At 71.7% G+C, this 17,679-nt stretch carries 19 protein-coding genes; 12 read left to right on the top strand and 7 right to left on the bottom strand.

Going from position 1 to position 17,679, the window contains the following annotated elements; genetic code table 11:
• Nucleotides 1-88: 88 nt before the first annotated feature.
• Nucleotides 89-1,015, bottom strand: a complete 927-nt coding sequence (gene mshD / locus ACFYUS_RS26750; protein WP_388857074.1) for a mycothiol synthase — start codon at nucleotides 1,013-1,015, stop codon at nucleotides 89-91.
• 152 nt (nucleotides 1,016-1,167) lie between these two features.
• Between mshD and ACFYUS_RS26745 the strand changes: the two genes are divergently transcribed.
• The 4 genes from ACFYUS_RS26745 to ACFYUS_RS26730 all read left to right on the top strand — a co-directional run bounded on the left by ACFYUS_RS26745 (nucleotide 1,168) and on the right by ACFYUS_RS26730 (nucleotide 6,320).
• Nucleotides 1,168-3,009: a bifunctional metallophosphatase/5'-nucleotidase gene (locus ACFYUS_RS26745; RefSeq protein ID WP_388857071.1), complete on the top strand. Its 1,842-nt coding sequence runs from the start codon at nucleotides 1,168-1,170 to the stop codon at nucleotides 3,007-3,009.
• Nucleotides 3,010-3,231: 222 nt separating this feature from the next.
• Entirely contained in the window at nucleotides 3,232-4,857 is a 1,626-nt protein-coding gene (locus ACFYUS_RS26740) for a vanadium-dependent haloperoxidase (protein ID WP_388857068.1), read from the top strand.
• A gap of 22 nt (nucleotides 4,858-4,879) precedes the next feature.
• On the top strand, nucleotides 4,880-5,359 hold the full coding sequence (locus tag ACFYUS_RS26735; RefSeq protein ID WP_388857065.1) for a hypothetical protein: 480 nt from the start codon (nucleotides 4,880-4,882) through the stop codon (nucleotides 5,357-5,359).
• A 109-nt stretch (nucleotides 5,360-5,468) separates the two neighbouring features.
• Nucleotides 5,469-6,320, top strand: coding sequence for a phosphatidylinositol-specific phospholipase C (locus ACFYUS_RS26730; RefSeq protein ID WP_388857062.1), 852 nt, complete (start codon nucleotides 5,469-5,471; stop codon nucleotides 6,318-6,320).
• On the opposite strand, the gene ACFYUS_RS26725 is transcribed toward ACFYUS_RS26730, so the two are convergent.
• The 6 genes from ACFYUS_RS26725 to ACFYUS_RS26700 all read right to left on the bottom strand — a co-directional run bounded on the left by ACFYUS_RS26725 (nucleotide 6,317) and on the right by ACFYUS_RS26700 (nucleotide 12,358).
• Nucleotides 6,317-7,102, bottom strand: a complete 786-nt coding sequence (locus tag ACFYUS_RS26725) for a nucleotidyltransferase (RefSeq protein WP_388857059.1) — start codon at nucleotides 7,100-7,102, stop codon at nucleotides 6,317-6,319. The genes ACFYUS_RS26730 and ACFYUS_RS26725 overlap by 4 nt on opposite strands.
• Before the next feature lie 4 nt (nucleotides 7,103-7,106).
• A complete protein-coding gene (locus tag ACFYUS_RS26720) occupies nucleotides 7,107-8,498 on the bottom strand; it encodes a sensor histidine kinase (protein ID WP_388857056.1) in 1,392 nt (463 codons plus the stop codon).
• Nucleotides 8,495-9,220, bottom strand: a complete 726-nt coding sequence (locus tag ACFYUS_RS26715) for a response regulator transcription factor (protein ID WP_388857180.1) — start codon at nucleotides 9,218-9,220, stop codon at nucleotides 8,495-8,497. The genes ACFYUS_RS26720 and ACFYUS_RS26715 overlap by 4 nt, the downstream gene beginning before the upstream one ends.
• Nucleotides 9,221-9,255: 35 nt before the next feature.
• Nucleotides 9,256-10,341 carry a S1C family serine protease gene (locus ACFYUS_RS26710; RefSeq protein ID WP_388857053.1) on the bottom strand — a complete coding sequence of 362 codons (1,086 nt, stop codon included), beginning with the start codon at nucleotides 10,339-10,341 and terminating at the stop codon, nucleotides 9,256-9,258.
• 96 nt (nucleotides 10,342-10,437) lie between these two features.
• Entirely contained in the window at nucleotides 10,438-11,463 is a 1,026-nt protein-coding gene (locus tag ACFYUS_RS26705; protein ID WP_388857049.1) for a LacI family DNA-binding transcriptional regulator, read from the bottom strand.
• A gap of 130 nt (nucleotides 11,464-11,593) precedes the next feature.
• Nucleotides 11,594-12,358, bottom strand: coding sequence for a response regulator transcription factor (locus ACFYUS_RS26700; protein ID WP_388857046.1), 765 nt, complete (start codon nucleotides 12,356-12,358; stop codon nucleotides 11,594-11,596).
• A 236-nt stretch (nucleotides 12,359-12,594) separates the two neighbouring features.
• Here ACFYUS_RS26700 and ACFYUS_RS26695 point away from each other — a divergent pair, with 236 nt between their 5' ends.
• The 8 genes from ACFYUS_RS26695 to ACFYUS_RS26660 form a co-directional block, all read left to right on the top strand.
• Nucleotides 12,595-13,413: an alpha/beta hydrolase gene (locus ACFYUS_RS26695; RefSeq protein WP_388857043.1), complete on the top strand. Its 819-nt coding sequence runs from the start codon at nucleotides 12,595-12,597 to the stop codon at nucleotides 13,411-13,413.
• Between the two features lie 97 nt (nucleotides 13,414-13,510).
• Nucleotides 13,511-13,765: a MoaD/ThiS family protein gene (locus ACFYUS_RS26690; protein WP_388857040.1), complete on the top strand. Its 255-nt coding sequence runs from the start codon at nucleotides 13,511-13,513 to the stop codon at nucleotides 13,763-13,765.
• Between the two features lie 10 nt (nucleotides 13,766-13,775).
• A complete protein-coding gene (locus ACFYUS_RS26685) occupies nucleotides 13,776-14,906 on the top strand; it encodes a hypothetical protein (protein WP_388857037.1) in 1,131 nt (376 codons plus the stop codon).
• Nucleotides 14,907-15,011: 105 nt separating this feature from the next.
• The gene (locus ACFYUS_RS26680; RefSeq protein ID WP_388857034.1) at nucleotides 15,012-15,698 is read left to right on the top strand and encodes a DUF2993 domain-containing protein; all 687 of its coding nucleotides are present in this window, start codon (nucleotides 15,012-15,014) and stop codon (nucleotides 15,696-15,698) included.
• 204 nt (nucleotides 15,699-15,902) lie between these two features.
• A complete protein-coding gene (locus tag ACFYUS_RS26675) occupies nucleotides 15,903-16,007 on the top strand; it encodes a putative leader peptide (protein WP_359096586.1) in 105 nt (34 codons plus the stop codon).
• Nucleotides 16,008-16,190: 183 nt separating this feature from the next.
• Nucleotides 16,191-17,036 (top strand): sulfurtransferase, encoded by an 846-nt coding sequence (locus ACFYUS_RS26670; RefSeq protein WP_388857031.1) that lies wholly within the window; start codon nucleotides 16,191-16,193, stop codon nucleotides 17,034-17,036.
• Between the two features lie 33 nt (nucleotides 17,037-17,069).
• Nucleotides 17,070-17,360, top strand: a complete 291-nt coding sequence (locus tag ACFYUS_RS26665) for a DUF1416 domain-containing protein (protein WP_030693674.1) — start codon at nucleotides 17,070-17,072, stop codon at nucleotides 17,358-17,360.
• Nucleotides 17,361-17,495: 135 nt separating this feature from the next.
• On the top strand, nucleotides 17,496-17,679 hold a 184-nt coding region (locus ACFYUS_RS26660; RefSeq protein ID WP_388857028.1), incomplete at its 3' end, for a DUF3099 domain-containing protein.

Genomic DNA, 17,679 nt, shown 5'->3' with positions numbered 1-17,679 from the left:
GTCCCTTCCACCACCCTTTCACTAATCAAGTAGTGAAAGGGTGGTGGAAAGAAGGGGGCGGTGTCAACCGCCCCCTGGGCAACGGGTGTTACGACTCGGTGCGGTACATCAGGTCCACCTCGTGCGTGGTGAAGCCGATCCCCTCGTAGACCCGCACCGCCGCCGTGTTGTCCGCGTCCACGTACAGCATCGCCGTCGGCAGCCCCTGCGCCGCCAGGTGCCGCAGGCCGATCGCGGTCAGCGCCTTGCCGAGGCCGCCGCCCTGGGCCTCCGGCAGGATGCCGACCACGTACACCTCGCCGAGCTGCTCCTCGGCGTGCGTCTTCGTCCAGTGGAAGCCGATCGGCTTCCCGTCCTTCTCCGCGAGGAAGAAGCCCTTCGGGTCGAACCACGGCTCGGCCATCCGGTCGTCCAGGTCCCGCTGGGTGAGCGAGCCCTGCTCCGGGTGGTGGGCGAAGGCGGCGGCGTTGACGGCGAGCCAGGCCGCGTCGTCGACGCCGGGCGTGAAGGTCCGCACGGTGACGCCCTCGGGCAGGACCGGCTCCGGGATGTCGAGCGGCACGAGGGGGCGGCGCAGCTGGCGCAGCTCGCGGAAGAGCGTCAGGCCGAGGACCTGGGCGAGGTGCCGGGCCGCCGACTTGCCGCCGTGCGCCCAGACCCGCAGCCGCTTGCCGGAGGCGTTGAGCAGGGCGGTGCCGAGCGCCCGGCCGTGGCCGCGGCCCCGGTGGGAGGGGTGGACGACCAGCTCGGCGGCCGGGGCCTCGATCGGGTCGGTCTCCTCCAGCTGGGCGTATCCGTACAGGTGGGAGCCGACGGTGAGGAGGAAGTGGCGCACGCCCTCGCGCCTGCCGTGCCGCAGGTAGAGCCGCCCCTGCTCGGACACGGCGTGCAGGCCGTCGGCGTGGTCGGCGGCCGCGAGGAGGTCCAGTACGTCCTGGATCTGCTCGGGCGTGAGCTCGTCATACGTGTGGATCTGCCGTCCCGGTTCGAGGGCCGGTGCCGCGTCGGAAGTCATGGCTACGAGCCTACGGCGACACCCCGTCAGCCATCGGCAACTGTCTTGTAACCCACTCCCCCCTGTTGCGCTACGCGCGTTGACTCTAGGCTTCACGCGCAACGGGGGAGTAGATCAAGGCCGCGAATCGGGGCAAGGGGACTAGGGGAGAGATGGCAGCGACGCCAAGGAAGAACAAGACGGGGCGGCGAATTCTCGCCGCCGGTGCGGGGCTTGCGACGGTCGGGGCGCTCTTCGCCGCGATGCCGTCGGCCGGTGCGGCCGGGGACGAGTACGCCGCGGGCGGGACGAACGGCAAGGGCTGGGGCCGGATGGTCGACGTCCAGCTGCTGTCCTTCAACGACCTGCACGGCAACCTGGAGCCGCCGGCCGGTACGTCCGGGCAGGTCATCCGGACCAAGCCGGACGGGGCGACGGAGAAGATCGACGCCGGTGGTGTCGAGTACCTGGCGACGCACCTGCGCCAGGCCCGTGAGGGGAACCGTTACTCCATCACGGCCGCGGCCGGTGACCTGATCGGCGCTTCCCCGCTGCTGTCGGCGCTCTTCCACGACGAGCCGACCGTCGAGGCCATGAACCAGCTGGACCTGGACGTCACCTCGGTCGGCAACCACGAGTTCGACGAGGGCGCGCGCGAGCTGGCCCGCATGCAGAACGGCGGCTGTCACCCGACCGCCGGCTGCTTCGTCGAGGGCAAGACCTTCCAGGGTGCCGACTTCCCGTACCTCGCGGCCAACGTGACGGACGAGAAGACCGGCAAGCCGATCCTCGACCCGTACTACATCTGGGAGAAGGACGGCATCAAGATCGGCTTCATCGGCGTGACCCTGGAGGGCACCCCGAACGTCGTCACCGCCGAGGGCGTCAAGGGCCTCAAGTTCGGCGACGAGGTCGAGACGATCAACAAGTACACGAAGATCCTGGAGCGCAAGGGCGTCAAGTCCATCGTCGCCCTGGTCCACGAGGGCGGCATGCCGGCCTCGGCGTCGGTGAACTACAACTGCGACGGCGACGGCGACGGCGAGGGCGAGGGTGTCTCCGGCGCGATCGTCGACATCGCCAAGAACGTCTCGCCGCAGGTCGACGCGCTGGTCACCGGCCACACGCACCAGGCGTACGTGTGCTCCATCCCGGACCCGGCGGGCAACCCGCGCCTGGTTACCTCGGCGTCCTCGTTCGGCAAGGTGTACACGGACACGACGCTGACGTACGACCGCGCCACCAAGGACATCGTGCGCACGGCCGTCGCCTCCGCCAACCACATCGTCACCCGCGACGTGCCGAAGGACGCGGACATGACGAAGCTGATCGAGGACTGGCGCCCGCTCGCCGCCCCGATCTCCAACCGGCCGCAGGGCTTCATCGCCGCCACCATCGACGGCCGCGGCTCCACGGCGTACGAGAAGCCGCTCGGCGACGTGATCGCCGACGCGCAGCTGGAGGGCCTGGCCCCGGCGGACAAGGGCGGCGCGCAGCTGGCCCTGATGAACCCGGGCGGCATCCGCTCCGACCTCGTCTACAAGGCGTCCGGCGCCGAGGGCGACGGCGTGGTGACGTACGGCGAGGCCTTCAACGTGCAGCCCTTCACCAACATGATGAACGTGGTCGACCTGACCGGCGCGAACCTCATCACCGCGCTGAAGCAGCAGGTCAGCGGCTCGAACCTGAACTCCATCAAGATCCTCCAGGTCTCGAAGGGCCTCACCTACACGCTCGACATGACCAAGACCGGCGCGGACCGCGTCGTCGACGGCACGATCAAGCTGAACGGCGAGGCGATCGACCCGGCCAAGACCTACCGCGTCGCGATGAACGAGTTCCTCGCGGGCGGCGGCGACGGCTTCGGCGCCCTGGCCACCGGCACCAACAAGCTGGTCGGCGCCTCGGACCTCGACGTCTTCAACGCCTACCTGGCGTCCCGCACCTCGGCGGCCAACCCGCTGCCGGTCCCGGCCGCGAACCGCATCAACGTGGTGTACCCCCCGAAGCCGTAACCGGCCTCCGGAGCACAACACAGGGACCCCGCCGGGCCGTCACGGCCCGGCGGGGTCCCGTGCGTCCTGCTGCGTTCTGCGCGGAATCCGGATCCCGGTGCAGGTCGCACGGTTCACGCGCATTTCATTCCGAACCCGGGACCCGGGCGGAGGGCGCCCCTATGCTGCTCGTGATCTTGTCAGTGCACGATCAACTTCTGCGATCTCTGGAGGGGCAGGACCGTGAAACATCCCGTCAGACGCTCCATCACCGTCGTCCTGGCGCTGTTACTGGCCTGTGCGGGCACATCGGCGCCCGCGCACGCCAGCTCGACCGTGGGCGACAGAGCCCTCTACTGGAACGACGCGCTGCTCGACGCCTACGTGGCGGTGGGGGGCTCTCCGGGCCCCCTGGCACGGGCCGGGGCCATGATGCATCTGGCCATGTACGACGCCGCGAACGCCAGTCGCTGCCACAGCAGCGGCGCTTTCAAGCCGGAGAACTGCATCGGGGCGCTCTACACCCCCGGCATCGGCGTGAAGGCCGGCGTCGCTCCCAACGTCGACGCGGCGATCGACCACGCCGCCTACAACGTCCTCAAGTCCACCTTCCCCGCGCTCGACTTCGCCCCCTACCTCACGGCGGCCCGCACGGGCGAGCCTGTCGACGCCACCACCACGGAGGGCAAGAGCGTCGGCGAGAAGGCCGCCGCGGCGATGATCGCCCGTCGTACCAACGACGGATCGCAGGACACCACGCCGTACACCCCGAGCACCGCACCCGGCCAGTGGCGGCCGACGGGCTCCGGTCCGGCGGCGGACCCGAACTGGGGCAAGGTCAAGAAGTTCGTCGACTACGGCGACTACCCGTGGACGCACAGCAAGACCACGGCGGCCGACCTGCGTCCGCAGCCGCCCGCCGGGATCGCGACGATGCCCGAGCTGCTGAAGAGCCCGGCCTACACCGCCCAGTTCAAGGAGGTCGCCGAGCTCGGCGCGGCCAACAGCACGACGCGGACCCCCGAGCAGACCCAGATCGCCTGGTTCTGGGCCAACGACCTGAACGGCACCTACAAGCCGCCGGGCCAGCTCTTCACCCACACCCGGATCGTCTCCACGCAGCGCGGACTCGACGAGATCGCCAACGTCCAGCTCTTCGCGCTGGTCGCGGGCTCGATGGCGGACGCGGGCATCTCCGCCTGGGACCAGAAGTACCAGACCTCCATCGATCTGTGGCGGCCCGAGAGCGCCATCAAGCTGGCCGATTCGGACGGCAACCCGGACACCGTGCAGAACAGCTCCTGGCAGCCGCTCTCGGCCGACGCGGCCGGGAACCACTTCAGCCCGCCGTTCCCCGCGTACGTCTCCGGACACGCGACCTTCGCCGGAGCCTGGGCCGAGTCGATGAAGCAGTTCTTCGGCACGGACAACGTCACCTTCACCGGCACCACCGAGGATCCGCACGCGGTCGGGGTCACCCGCACCTTCACCAGCTTCAGCGCGGCGGCCACCGAGGACGCCCGGAGCCGGGTCTACCTCGGGGTGCACTACCAGTGGGACGGCGACCTCGGCGTCGCGACGGGCCGGAAGGCCGCCGGCCAGATCCTCAACAACGGGTACGGCCCGACGAGTGCCAGTGACAAGACCCCCGTGTACGGCAGCCCCTATCTCGCCACCGTGGGCAAGGGATGGCTGATCAAGCCCATGGGTGCCACGTCCGTCGGGAACTTCTACGACGGCGCCCACGCGTCCTGGTACTACTGCGACGACTACGGGGCGGACAACGTCTACAACCAGCTCATCTGGAACTCCTACGGCTGCGCGAACGGCTACGACGGCCTCACGCACCTCTACTACACCCCGCGCTAGTCCCGGAAAGGATGGTCCTCCCGTGAACAGAAAGCATCTCCGACGCATCGGCGCGACCGCCGTCGCGGCCGCCGCGCTCGTCACCGTCGCGGTCGTCAGCGCGACGAACGCGACGGGATCGCAGGTCGAGCCCACCGTGCCGGGAACCCTCCGGGTCTTCGCCGGACCGTACGAGCAGGCGCAGTTCTGCGAGGGCGGCCCGACCCCGGTGATCTCCGGAGCGAACGGCGGCGCGCTCGCCGCCTCGCCCGTGAAGTTCGGCAAGGACGCGGGCAAGAACAGGAGCTACCACGCCCTGAAGGCCACCTTCGAGGTGGCCGAGCCGGGCGGGGCCGCGCTCCTCACCAGGACCGAGAAGATCTGGCCGAACGGCATGGTCTTCAACCTCGCCCTCGGCGCCGGCGAGCTGAAGCCGGGTGGATACCGGTTCCGGCTGCGCACGATCGGCGGCAACCAGGCCTCGGACTGGACGTCCTGGTGCGCGTTCACCGTCACCAAGTGACCTGAAGGATCAGGGAGGCCGGTTCCCCGTCGGGAACCGGCCTTCCCCTCCGTCTCCGTTCGGGACGCACTCTGGTGGTGTTGTTGTGGACCTGCCATAGTCCCGGTCCATGGACCGACGACGATTCCTCGTGGGGGCCGCGGCCGCCGGGGCGGCCCTGCTCGTGGGTGCCCCCGCCGCCTCGGCCGTGGACGTGCGCGCGTGGATGGGGGAGAAGGGGGACGGGACGCCGTTGCAGCGGCTCACGATCCCCGGGACGCATGACTCCGGGGCGCGGTTCGGCGGGGCGTGGAGCGAGTGCCAGAACACGACCGTCGCCCAGCAGCTGGACAGCGGGGTCCGGTTCCTGGACGTGCGGTGCCGGGTGACCGGGGGGTCGTTCGCCATCCACCACGGGGCCTCGTACCAGAACATGATGTTCGGGGACGTGCTCGTCGCCTGCCGGGACTTCCTCGCCGCACACCCCTCCGAGACCGTTCTCATGCGGGTCAAGCAGGAGTACTCCGAGGAGTCCGACGCCACCTTCCGCGCCGTCTTCGACGACTACCTCGACCGGCGGGGGTGGCGGTCCCTCTTCCTGATCGGGGACACGCTGCCGCTGCTCGGCGAGGCGCGCGGGCGGGTCGTGCTGCTCGCCGACAACGGGGGGCTTCCCGGGCTGAGGTGGGGCGGCTCGGCCTTCGCGATCCAGGACGACTGGAACGCCCTGCCCGACGCCAAGTACCCGAAGATCCAGGCCCAGTTCCGCGCCGCCGTCGCCCAGCCCGGCCGGCTGTACGTGAACTTCGTCAGCACCTCCGCCTACCTGCCGCCCCGCTGGAACTCCGACCGGCTCAACCCGTGGGTGCACGGCTTCCTGGACAGCGCCGAGCTCGCCGGGCAGGTCGGGCTCGGGATCGTGCCCATGGACTTCCCCAACACGCGGGCCGGGCTCGTCGAGGCCCTGCTGAGGCACAACTAGCGCGGGGTCTTCGCCCCGTGGACCGCCGTGTACTCGGCCGCGAGCCACGGGGCCAGGTCCCCGATCAGCAGCCGCAGGACCGACGGATCCGGGGACGGCGACCTGCCCGCGTCCACCGCCAGGCGCATCTGTTCCGCGCGCTCCGGGTGGTACGCGCCGAAGACCGCCGCCTGCCGGTCCAGGTCGCTGGTCCAGCCGCCCCACCTCGGCATGACCAGCGTGAAGCCCGTACGGACGAGACGGCGGCCGACCCGGCGGCCCAGGGCGCGGCCGGCGGGCTGGGCGCGCCAGCCCGGCAGGAGCAGCGCCAGGTCGCCGTTCGTCTCGCGCGCGAGGAGGGACGTGGGGCGGTACGGGGGCAGCTCGGCGGCCAGGTCCGGGCCCAGGAGCGGGGTGCACAGGCAGGCGACGAAGAAGCCCAGGTCGTGGCGTTCCAGCTCGCTGAGGAGCGTTCCGGTGCCGCTCAGCAGGATCCCGGCGCCGTCGATCTGCGGCAGCTCCCGGTCGAGGGCCGCCTCCAGCTCCCGGGCGGCGGCGCGGTCCGCCTCCGTGACCTCCCCGTGCAGGGCCAGCTGCACGTCCAGGTCGGAGACGCCGACGACCGCCGTGCCCCGGGGCACGCTCCCGTACAGGTACGCGCTGTGCAGCCGGTCCGGGCCGAACGCCTCCGGGATCCGGGCGCGCGCCGCCTCCACGACCGGCGCGAACTCCGCCGCCACGCGGTCCAGGGAGCCCTCGCGCGCGATCGTCCCGTCGGGGTTCAGGCCGTGGGCGCCGTCCATGCGCTCAGAGCTCCGGCGGCGGCGTCGGCGCACCCGGCAGCCGGAGCGTCGCCACCGTGCCGCCGCCCTCCGCCGGGGCCAGTGCCACCGTGCCGCCCGCCTGCTGCACCGTCCGCGCCACGATCGACAGGCCCAGGCCCGAGCCCGGCAGGCTGCGGGCCGACGGGGAGCGCCAGAAGCGGTCGAAGACGTGCGGGAGTTCGTCCGGGGCGATGCCGGGGCCCTGGTCGCGGACGGTCAGCTCGCCCCGCATCAGGGTCACCTCGACCGTGCCCCGGGGCGGCGAGAACTTCACCGCGTTGTCCAGGACGTTCACCAGGGCCCGTTCGAGCGCCGGCGGCTCCGCCCGCACGTACCAGGGCGCGAGGTCCGTGACGAAGGTCAGCTCGGGGCCGCGAAGGCGTGCCCGGTCCAGGGCCGTCCGCAGGACCGCGTGCAGCGGGACCACTTCGAGCCGGCCCGGCTGGACCGCGTCCGGGCGGGCCAGCTCCTGGAGGTCGCCGATCAGCGCGGCCAGCTCCGTCATCTGCGCCTTCACCGAGGCCATCAGGGCCCGCCGGTCGTCCGGCGGGATCGCCCGGCCGGTCTCCTCGCTGCGCGCGAGCAGTTCGACGTTCGTGCGGAGGGAGGTCAGCGGCGTGCGGAGCTCGTGGCCCGCGTCCGCGATGAGCTGCGCCTGCCGGTCCCGGGAGCTGGCCAGCGCCGCCGTCATCGCGTTGAAGGAGCGGGACAGCCGGGCGATCTCGTCCTCGCCCTCCACCGGGATGCGGACGGTCAGGTCCTCGGTCGCGGCGACGTGCTCGACCGCGTCGGTCAGCCGGTTCACCGGCTCCAGACCGGTCCGCGCGACCCACAGGCCGGCCGCGCCCGCGCCGACGACGCCGATCCCGGAGACCAGGAGCAGCACCCAGCGGAGCGTGGACATCGAGTTGTCGATCTCGGAGAGGGGGCGGGCGACGGAGACGGCGATCTGGAGCGGGCTGTCCTGCTGGTACGTGTAGACCCGCATCTCGCGGCCGGCGCCGTCCTTCACCGTGTGCAGGGTGTCGTCCAGCTGCTTCCGGGCCACCGCGAGGTCGGTGGCGCCGACCGGGATCGCGGCCTCTCCCGAGGTGCAGGCGCTGCCGTCGCCGAGGACGACCTGCACCGTGTACGAGCCCGCCACCGGCGGCGGCGTCGTGCCCTGGCGGCACATCGTGAGCAGTTGCTCCACTCCGTTCGGGTCCAGGCGCGTGTTGCGCAGCGAGGAGTCCAGCTCCGCCTCCAGCTGCACCCGCGTCACGAACCAGCAGGCCGCCGACACCGCCGCCACCGCCACCGCCACGGCGAACGCGGTGAGCAGCGCGAGCCGCGACCGCAGCGGGCGGGAGCGGAACCAGGCCACGGGTCCCGTCATTCGCCGCCTCCTCCGCGCAGCGCGTAGCCCACGCCCCGTACGGTGTGGACGAGGCGCGGCTCGCCGCCGGCCTCGGTCTTGCGCCGCAGATACATCACGTACACGTCCAGCGAGTTCGAACTGGGCTCGAAGTCGAAGCCCCACACGGCCTTGAGGATCTGCTCCCGGGTCAGGACCTGGCGCGGGTGCGCGAGGAACAGCTCCAGGAGCGTGAACTCGGTCCGCGTCAGCTCCACGGTCCGCCCGCCCCGGGTCACCTCGCGCGTGGCCAGGTTCATCCGCAGGTCCTCGAAGGCCAGGACGTCCTCCTCGGCGGGGGCGGCGGACGCGGAGGCGTAGGAGCTGCGGCGGAGCAGGGCCCGGATGCGGGCGAACAGCTCGTCCAGCTCGAAGGGCTTCACCAGGTAGTCGTCCGCGCCGGCGTCGAGGCCGGTGACCCGGTCGCCGACGGTGTCGCGGGCGGTGAGCATCAGGATCGGCACGGTCGAGCCGGCGGCCCGGATCCGGCGGGCCGCCGTCAGCCCGTCCATGCGGGGCATCTGGATGTCGAGGACGACGAGATCGGGGGCGTACGACTCCATCCGCGCGAGCGCGTCGAGGCCGTCGACGGCGACCTCGGTCCCGTACCCCTCGAAGGCGAGGCTGCGGCGCAGGGCCTCGCGGACGGCGGGTTCGTCGTCGACGACGAGGATGCGCTCGGCTTCGCTGTGCTGTCCGGTCATGGGCTGTCCCGTCATGGGCTCAGCCTCGCACGTGCTCAGTTCGCGCCGCCCGAGCGGAGGGCGTCCAGGTCGGCCTTCACGGTGTCGACCGGGATCGCGAATCCGAGGCCGACGCTTCCGGCGGTGGAGCCGCCGGAAGAACTGGGCGAATACATGGCCGAATTGATTCCGATGATCTCGCCGTTCATATTGATCAACGCGCCGCCGGAATTCCCCGGATTGAGCGAGGCGTCGGTCTGGATCGCCTTGTACGTGGTCTTCGACGAGCCCGTGTCGCCGTTGAACTGCTGCCCGCCGAACTCGAACGGCCAGCCCTGCCGCGGGTCCCACTGCTGCTGGCCCTGCTGCTGGTCCTGGCCGCCCTCGTCCTTGGCGACGGTCACGTCCCGGTCGAGCGCGGAGACGATGCCGCTGGTGACGGTGCCGGTCAGGCCCTCGGGGGAGCCGATCGCCACGACCTCGTCGCCGACCCGCAGCTTCGAGGAGTCGCCGAGGGCGGCGGCCTTGAGCCCGGAGGCGCCCTGGAGCTTGATCAGGGCGAGGTCCTTGTCGGGGTCCGTGCCGACGACCCGGGCCCCGTACGTCTTGCCGTCGCTGAGCTGCACCGTGATCGAGGAGGCGCCGGAGATCACGTGGTTGTTGGTGACGATCTCGCCGTCGGAGGTGATGATCACGCCCGAGCCGGTGGACTTGCCGGAGTTCGAGGTCGCGGAGATCTCCACGATGGAGGGGGAGACCGCCTCGGCGACCCCGGCGACCGTGCCCTTGCTGCCGGCGGAGACGTTGGTGCCGCTCACGACGGGGGCGGAGGCGCTCACGGAGGCGTTGTCGGAGGTGAGCTGCTGGACCAGCGTCGCCGTGCCGCCGCCGACCGCCGCGGCCGCGATGGCCACGGCCGCCATGAGCCCGACCCCGCGCTTGGCGCGGCGGCGCGGCGAGGGGGCCGGGGCGGGGACGGAGGCGACGAGCGGCGGGTCCACCGGCGGCGGCACGTGACCGCCCGAGGGCCAGATGGTGGTGCCCGGCTCGGTGCTGATCGGCTGCGTCGGCTCGTACGGCGGCCTCGGCGGCTGCGGCGGGTAGTACGGCTGCTGAGGCTGCTGCTCCTGGAAGTCCGTCATGGCTATGACTCTCGGTGCCGTACATGAGAGTCGTCTGAGGAGCGGCTGAGAAGCCCGACAGAAGCCTGTATGCCCTATATAAAGGCGCGTGCGGTCCTACGCGTGGCAGCCGCAGGAGCGGCGGACGATCAGCGCCGACGGGAAGAGCTTCACCCGCTCGCGGCGGGAGCCCGCCACCCGGATCGAGTCGTCGAGGACCAGGTCCACGGCCGCCCGGGCCATCGCGGGGCGGTCCGAGGAGATCGTGGTCAGCGGCGGATCGGTGAGCGCCGCCTCCTTCACGTCGTCGAAGCCCGCGACCGCCAGCTCCGTCGGCACCTCGATGCGCAGCTCGCGGGCGGCCCGCAGGACGCCGAAGGCCTGGTCGTCGGTGGAGCAGAAGATGGCCGGCGGCCTGTCCGGGCCCGCGAGCAGCTTGAGGGCGACCTGGTAGGCGTCGTACCGGTTGTACGGGGCCTCGAAGAGCCGGCCCTCGGTCGAGCGGCCGGCCTCCAGCATGGCGCGGCGCCAGCCCTCGACGTGGTCGGCGACCGGGTCGCCGACGGCCGGGGTGTTCGGGACGCCGCCGAGGCAGGCCACGTACGGGTGGCCGTGCTCCAGGAGGTGCCGGGTGGCGAGCTGGGCGCCGCCGATGTCGTCGGTCACGACGGCCACGTCGTCGATCGCCTCGGGCCGCTCGTGCAGCAGGACCACGCGCGCGTCCCAGGCCTCGATCTCGCTCGCGGCCTGCTCGCTCATGCCCTGGCTGACCAGGATCAGCCCGGAGACCCGCATGCCGAGGAAGGCGCGCAGGTAGTGGACCTCGCGCTCGGTCCGGTAGTCGGAATTGCCGACGAGGACCATCTTTCCGCGCTCGGCGGCGGCCTGCTCGACCGCGTGCGCCATCTCCCCGAAGAACGGCTGCCGCGCGTCGGGGACGATCATGCCTATGAGGTCGGTGCGCCGCGAGGCCATCGCCTGGGCCACCCGGTCGGGCCGGTAGCCCAGCTCCTTGATGGCGGCGAGGACACGCTCGCGCGTGGCCGGGGCGACCGGCCGGGGTCCGTTGTTGATGACGTAGCTCACGACGGCGGTAGAAGTACCCGCAAGTCGCGCTACGTCATCCCGCGTCACCTTGGCCACGCGCGGAAGTCTACGCGGGGGGACCTACCTACCGGCAGGTCGCACTGTGGCATCCGCCACGTTCCTGTCCTCCGAGGGGGTGATGCCCCTCGTGGCTCCCTTGACGCGGGCGCTCACGAGGGCCTCCTCCTCAGGCGCGGGCCTCGTCCTTGGCACGGGCGTCGTCCGCCTTGGCACGGGCCTCCTCGGCCTTGGTGCGGGCCTCCTCCGCCGCCCGTTCGACCTTCTCGGGCGTGACGAAGCGGTAGCCGACGTTCCGGACGGTGCCGATGAGCGACTCGTGCTCGACGCCGAGCTTGGCCCGCAGCCGCCGTACGTGGACGTCGACCGTACGGGTGCCGCCGAAGTAGTCGTACCCCCACACCTCCTGGAGGAGCTGCGCGCGCGTGAAGACCCGGCCCGGATGCTGGGCCAGGTACTTGAGCAGCTCGAACTCCTTGAAGGTCAGGTCCAGGACCCGGCCCTTGAGCTTCGCGCTGTACGTCGCCTCGTCGACCGACAGGTCGCCGTTGCGGATCTCCATCGGGGAGTCGTCGGAGACGATCTGCTGCCGGCCCATCGCGAGCCGGAGCCGCGCCTCGACCTCGGCGGGGCCCGCCGTGTCGAGGAGGACGTCGTCGATGCCCCAGTCGGCGGTGACGGCCGCGAGACCGCCCTCCGTGACGACGAGGATCAGCGGACAGCCGGGCCCCGTGGAGCGCAGCAGCTGACAGAGCGAGCGCACCTGCGGGAGGTCGCGCCGGCCGTCGACGAGGATCACGTCCGCGCCGGGGGTGTCCACGAGGGCGGGGCCCTCGGCCGGGGCGACCCGGACGTTGTGCAGCAGCAGGCCGAGGGCGGGGAGCACCTCGGTCGACGGCTGGAGGGCGTTGGTCAGGAGCAGCAGAGAACTCATCGCGCCGCACCTTCTTCGGTCGTCGGTACGCCGTGCGTAGTCGATCCGTCGTGCGTCGTCGTTCGCTCGTCCATGACGTCGGTTCCTCCTCGGTCCCTGCGAGGACGTCTATGTGTGCTCACGTTGGCTCTCGCGCCCTGAGAGCTTTTGTTCATCCGTCCGTAACAACGGTCGGAAAACACAAAAGGACCCGGGGGCTGCGTCGCCCGGATCCTCTGGCAAGCAGAATAGCCCACATGAGTTCCGAGGCAGAGGGCCGATTTCACATCCTGGATGTTTCCTCGCTCACTTCCCGCCCTTTGCGGTACACGTCGCGGTCCACGCTGCGTACCGATGACGGTGTCCGGATCGAGGCGGTTTACGAACCCTCACGGGCAAGTGTCACCGATACGGCGGTCGTCCTCGCCCACGGCTTCACCGGGTCGGCCGACCGGCCCGCCGTCCGGCGCGCCGCGCTGGCCCTCGCGGAGCGCGGCGCGGCCGTCGTCACCTTCTCCTTCCGCGGGCACGGCCGCTCCGGCGGCCGCTCCACCGTCGGCGACCGGGAGGTCCTCGACCTGTCCGCCGCCGTCCGCTGGGCCCGTGAGCTCGGCCACGCGCGCGTGGCGACGGTCGGCTTCTCCATGGGCGGCTCCGTCGTCCTGCGCCACGCGGCCCTGGAACGCGGGACGCAGGCCGGCACGGACGCCGTCGCGGCCGTCTCCGCGCCCGCCCGCTGGTACTACCGGGGGACGGCCCCGATGCGCCGCGTCCACTGGGTCGTCACCCGTCCGGCGGGCCGCCTCGTCGGGCGGTACGGGCTCGGCACCCGGATCGACAGCAGGGCCTGGGACCCCGTGCCGCTGTCCCCCGTGGAGGCGGTCCCGCTGATCGCCCCGACGCCGCTCCTGATCGTGCACGGCGACCGCGACGCCTACTTCCCGCTCGACCACCCGCGCATGCTGGCCGCCGCGGGCGATGCGGAACTCTGGCTGGAACGGGGCATGGGCCACGCCGAGAACGCCGCCGACGAGGACCTGCTCGCCCGGCTCGGGGACTGGCTCACGCGCGCGTAGCCGGACCGGCCCACGCGCGCGCGGGGCCTGTCCGGGGGCCACGCGCGCATAGCCCATGATGGGGGGCGGCGCGCACACGAATGAAGGGAGCGCCGCTATGGCAGCGGGAACCATCCGCTACTGGGCCGCGGCCAAGGCCGCCGCCGGTGTCGCCGAGGAGCCGTACGACGCCGGGACCCTGTCCGAGGCCCTCGACGCCGCCCGCGCGAAGCACCCGGGCGAGCTCGCCCAGGTCCTCAGGCGGTGCTCGTTCCTGGTCGACGGCGACCCCGTCGGGACCCGGAGCCATGAGACGGTACGGCTTGCCGAGGGCGGCACGGTCGAGGTGCTCCCCCCGTTCGCAGGAGGGTGAACCCCAGAGCATGAGCAACGACCAGTACTACGGCGGGCAGCAGCACGACCCGTACGCCGCCGCCGACGCGCACGGGCCGCAGAACCCCGCCGAGGTCACCCAGACCTGGGAGGGCCAGACCTGGGACACCTCGTACCAGCCGGCCGTCTCGTACGAGCAGATCCGGGCCGCGCAGGCCCAGCCCTCCGTGAGCCACGGGGCGCAGGAGGCGTACCGGCAGCAGCCGTACGAGCAGCAGTACGCCTCGCACGGGACCCCCGCGGCGTACTACGCGGAGCCCGCGCCCGTGGCCGAGCCCGCGCCGTCGGCCCCCGTGGCCCCGCCGGCCCCGGTGGTCGACGACGGGCCCGCGTACTCCTCGCCCACCACCTCCGGGAACGCCCGCGTCACCGACGCCCAGCGCGCCCGCGCCGAGGGGCGCTCGCCCGTGATCGAGCCCGGCATGCAGCCCGCCGCCCTCACCGCCCTCCTCGGCCTGCTGCTCGCGGGCGGCGCCTCCCTCGGCTCGTACGGGCTCCTCGTCCCGCTCGTCCTGCTCCAGGGCCTCACGGCCGCCGGCTGGTTCCGGCTCAACGGCATGTGGCCCGCCCGGCAGGGCATCGCCCTCGCGTTCCTCGGCGGCCTCGTCGCCGACGCCGCCCTGCTCGCCACCGGCCGGGAGCACGCCGCCCCGGCGATCCTGGGCACGCTCGGCGTCTGGGTGCTGCTCTGCCTCGTCCTCCAGCTGCGCAGCCACGCCGACCCCGACGAGCGCATGTACGGCCTGATGGCCACCGTCGCCTCCGCCGCCCTCACCGTCGTCGCCACCGGACACCTCGGCGCCGAACCGGACGCGGTGGTCGTCGGCGGGATCGCGGTCGCCGCGGCCGTCCTCGCCCGGGCGCTGCCGCTGCCCGGACCGGTCTCCCTGGTCGCCGCCCTGCTCGCCTCGGCCGGCGCCGGGATCGCGGCCGGCGGCCTCACGGACCTGGGCACCTCCGGGGCGCTGCTCGGCCTCGGCGTCGGGGTCTGCGCGCTGATCGGCCTGCGGGTCGCCAGCTACGACTACCCCTCGCGCTTCGTCCACATGACCGCGGGCGTCGCGCTGCCGCTCGCCGCCGCCGCGCCCGCCGTCTACCTGCTCGGACGCGCCCTGGTCTGACCTGCGGTCCTTTCCACCAGGGGAACCAACCGGCCCTCCGACACGTCGATCTTCGTGTCGGGGGGCCGGAAGTATGTCGGGACTATGCGGGGGGATGCTCAGCCCATGCGAGCACTGCGGATTCTGTTGGTCGTGGCCGTCGTGCTGGGCGGGATCCTCGTCGGGATCGACCGGCTGGCCGTGTCGTACGCCGAGTCGGAGGCGTCGAGCCGGGTGAAGCTCTCGGCCGCGAAGAGCGACTCCATCGAGGTCGACATCAAGGGCTTCCCGTTCCTCACGCAGGTCGCGGACAAGCGGTTCGACGAGGTCGACGTGAAGGCGACCGGCGTCACGGCGACGGCGGGCGACAAGGACGTCCGGGTCGGCGAGCTGACCGTGGCCCTGCGGGACGTGACCGTGACCGGCGACTGGGCGGGCGCGAAGGCCGGTTCCGCGAGCGGCACGGCCCTCATCTCGTACGCGGACCTCACCGCCGCCTCCGACCACGAGGCCACCGTCGCCTACGGCGGGAACGGCAAGGTCAAGGTCACCGGCAGCGTGAAGATCCTGGGCCGCAGCCTGACCCGTTCGGTCCTCTCCACGGTCACCGTCGTGCACGGCGACACCCTCAAGGTCCGCGCCGACGAGGTGCCGGGCGCCGGCATCCCGGGCGTGGAGGAACTGGTCCGCGCGCGCACCGACTTCGAGCGCCCGATCGGCCTCATCGCCGGCATGAGGGTGGAGAAGGTCGAGCCGCGCCCGGACGGCCTGGCGGTCATGGTGACCGGCAAGGACGTCGTCCTGGCGGGCTGACGGGGCCGCGCGGGGGCCTTCGAGGGCCGCCCAGGGGGCCGTCCGGGGGCCGGTTTTTCACATGCTGAGACACGGCCGTCCGATCCGCAGAAGACGAAGCGGACACCTGGGCGCGGAGGCGTCCGGAGCCGACGCGAACCGCGATCACGTCTCGCATCTCGGACGATCGCGTCTCAAAATACGACACACCGGTGACACGGCCGCATGTCCGTCCCTACGATCGAGGGCATGAAGCGACAGGCGGATCTCACGAAGCGGCGGGCAGTAGACCTGTGCCGCGTCGCCGCCATGCTCTGTCGCTCAGTCTGAGCGGGACGCCGACTCCCGTATCCCTCAGGCCCGTCGACTGACGTCGGGGCCGCCCTGTGCAGAGCCGTACGCACGTCCGTATGTCCGTACATCCGCATGTCCGCACGCACACGACGACGCGTACCGCGCCACACCCCGCACCACCGCAGCACACCCCCGCACACTGCCCCGGAGGAGAACAGCATGGCTCGCAGCGACGTTCTGGTCGACGCGGACTGGGTCGAGGCCAACCTCGACAACCCGCAGGTCGCGCTCGTCGAGGTCGACGAGGACACCTCGGCCTACGAGAAGAACCACATCCGCAACGCCATCCGGATCGACTGGACGAAGGACCTGCAGGACCCGGTCCGCCGCGACTTCATCGACCAGGAGGGCTTCGAGAAGCTCCTCTCGGCCAAGGGCATCGGCAACGACACCACGGTCGTCCTCTACGGCGGCAACAACAACTGGTTCGCCTCCTACGCCTACTGGTACTTCAAGCTCTACGGCCACCAGGACGTCAAGCTCCTCGACGGCGGCCGCAAGAAGTGGGAGCTCGACTCCCGCGACCTGGTCGACGGCTCCGAGGTCCCGGCCCGCCCGGCCACCGAGTACAAGGCCAAGGCCCAGGACGCCTCGATCCGCGCCTTCCGCGACGACGTCGTGGCCGCGATCGGCTCCCAGAACCTCGTCGACGTGCGCTCGCCCGACGAGTTCTCCGGCAAGCTCCTCGCCCCGGCCCACCTCCCGCAGGAGCAGTCCCAGCGCCCCGGCCACGTGCCGAGCGCCCGCAACATCCCCTGGTCGAAGAACGCCAACGACGACGGCACCTTCAAGTCGGACGACGAGCTCAAGGCCCTCTACGAGGCCGAGCAGGTCGACCTCGCGAAGGACACCATCGCCTACTGCCGCATCGGCGAGCGCTCCGCGCTGACCTGGTTCGTCCTGCACGAGCTCCTCGAGGTCACGAACGTCAAGAACTACGACGGCTCGTGGACCGAGTACGGCTCCCTCGTCGGCGTGCCGATCGAGCTCGGCGCCAACAAGTAACCCCCACTTCTTCTTCAGGACAGGACAGAGAACATGTGTGGAGCTCAGGTCGGCGGTCCCGACGTCAGCACGCTCAAGCCCGGTGAGACGGCCATCCAGGGCCAGGTGACCAAGGACGGCGAGCCCGTCACCGGTTACGTCCGCCTCCTCGACGGCTCCGGCGAGTTCACCGCCGAGGTCCCGACCTCGGCCACCGGCCAGTTCCGCTTCTACGCGGCGACCGGCGAGTGGACCCTGCGCGCCCTGGTTCCGGGCGCCCAGGCCGACCGCAAGGTCGTCGTCACCGAGGCCGGCAGCCTGACGGACGTGGCCATCGCGGTCTGATCCGCGAGCGCGGTGACACACCGCACCCGAACGGCCGGAGGGCCGTGCCTCCTGGGGGGTTGGACGCCTAATCCAGGACCTGAGGCACGGCCCTCCGGTCTGTCCGCATCCGGGGCCCGGTCGTACGCTGAAGGTGTGTACGCGCGACGTCGGCACGTCTACTTCTGGATGATGGGCGTCTGCCTGGTGCTTTTCGTGGGCGCCTGGGCCGTCGTGCGGCTCTTCTCGATGCCGGTCGCCATCGGCATGTGCGTCGTCGCCATGGTCATCCCCCCGATCGCCGCGATGGTCGCCAACCGCCGGGGCCCGGAGGACCGGT

Origin of the sequence: Streptomyces sp. NPDC004284, from assembly GCF_042874035.1 — a bacterium.
In the GTDB taxonomy this organism is placed as follows: Bacteria; Actinomycetota; Actinomycetes; order Streptomycetales; family Streptomycetaceae; genus Streptomyces.
The sequence above is the reverse complement of the archived record's forward strand: the minus strand, read 5'-3'. Positions and strand labels throughout refer to the sequence as shown.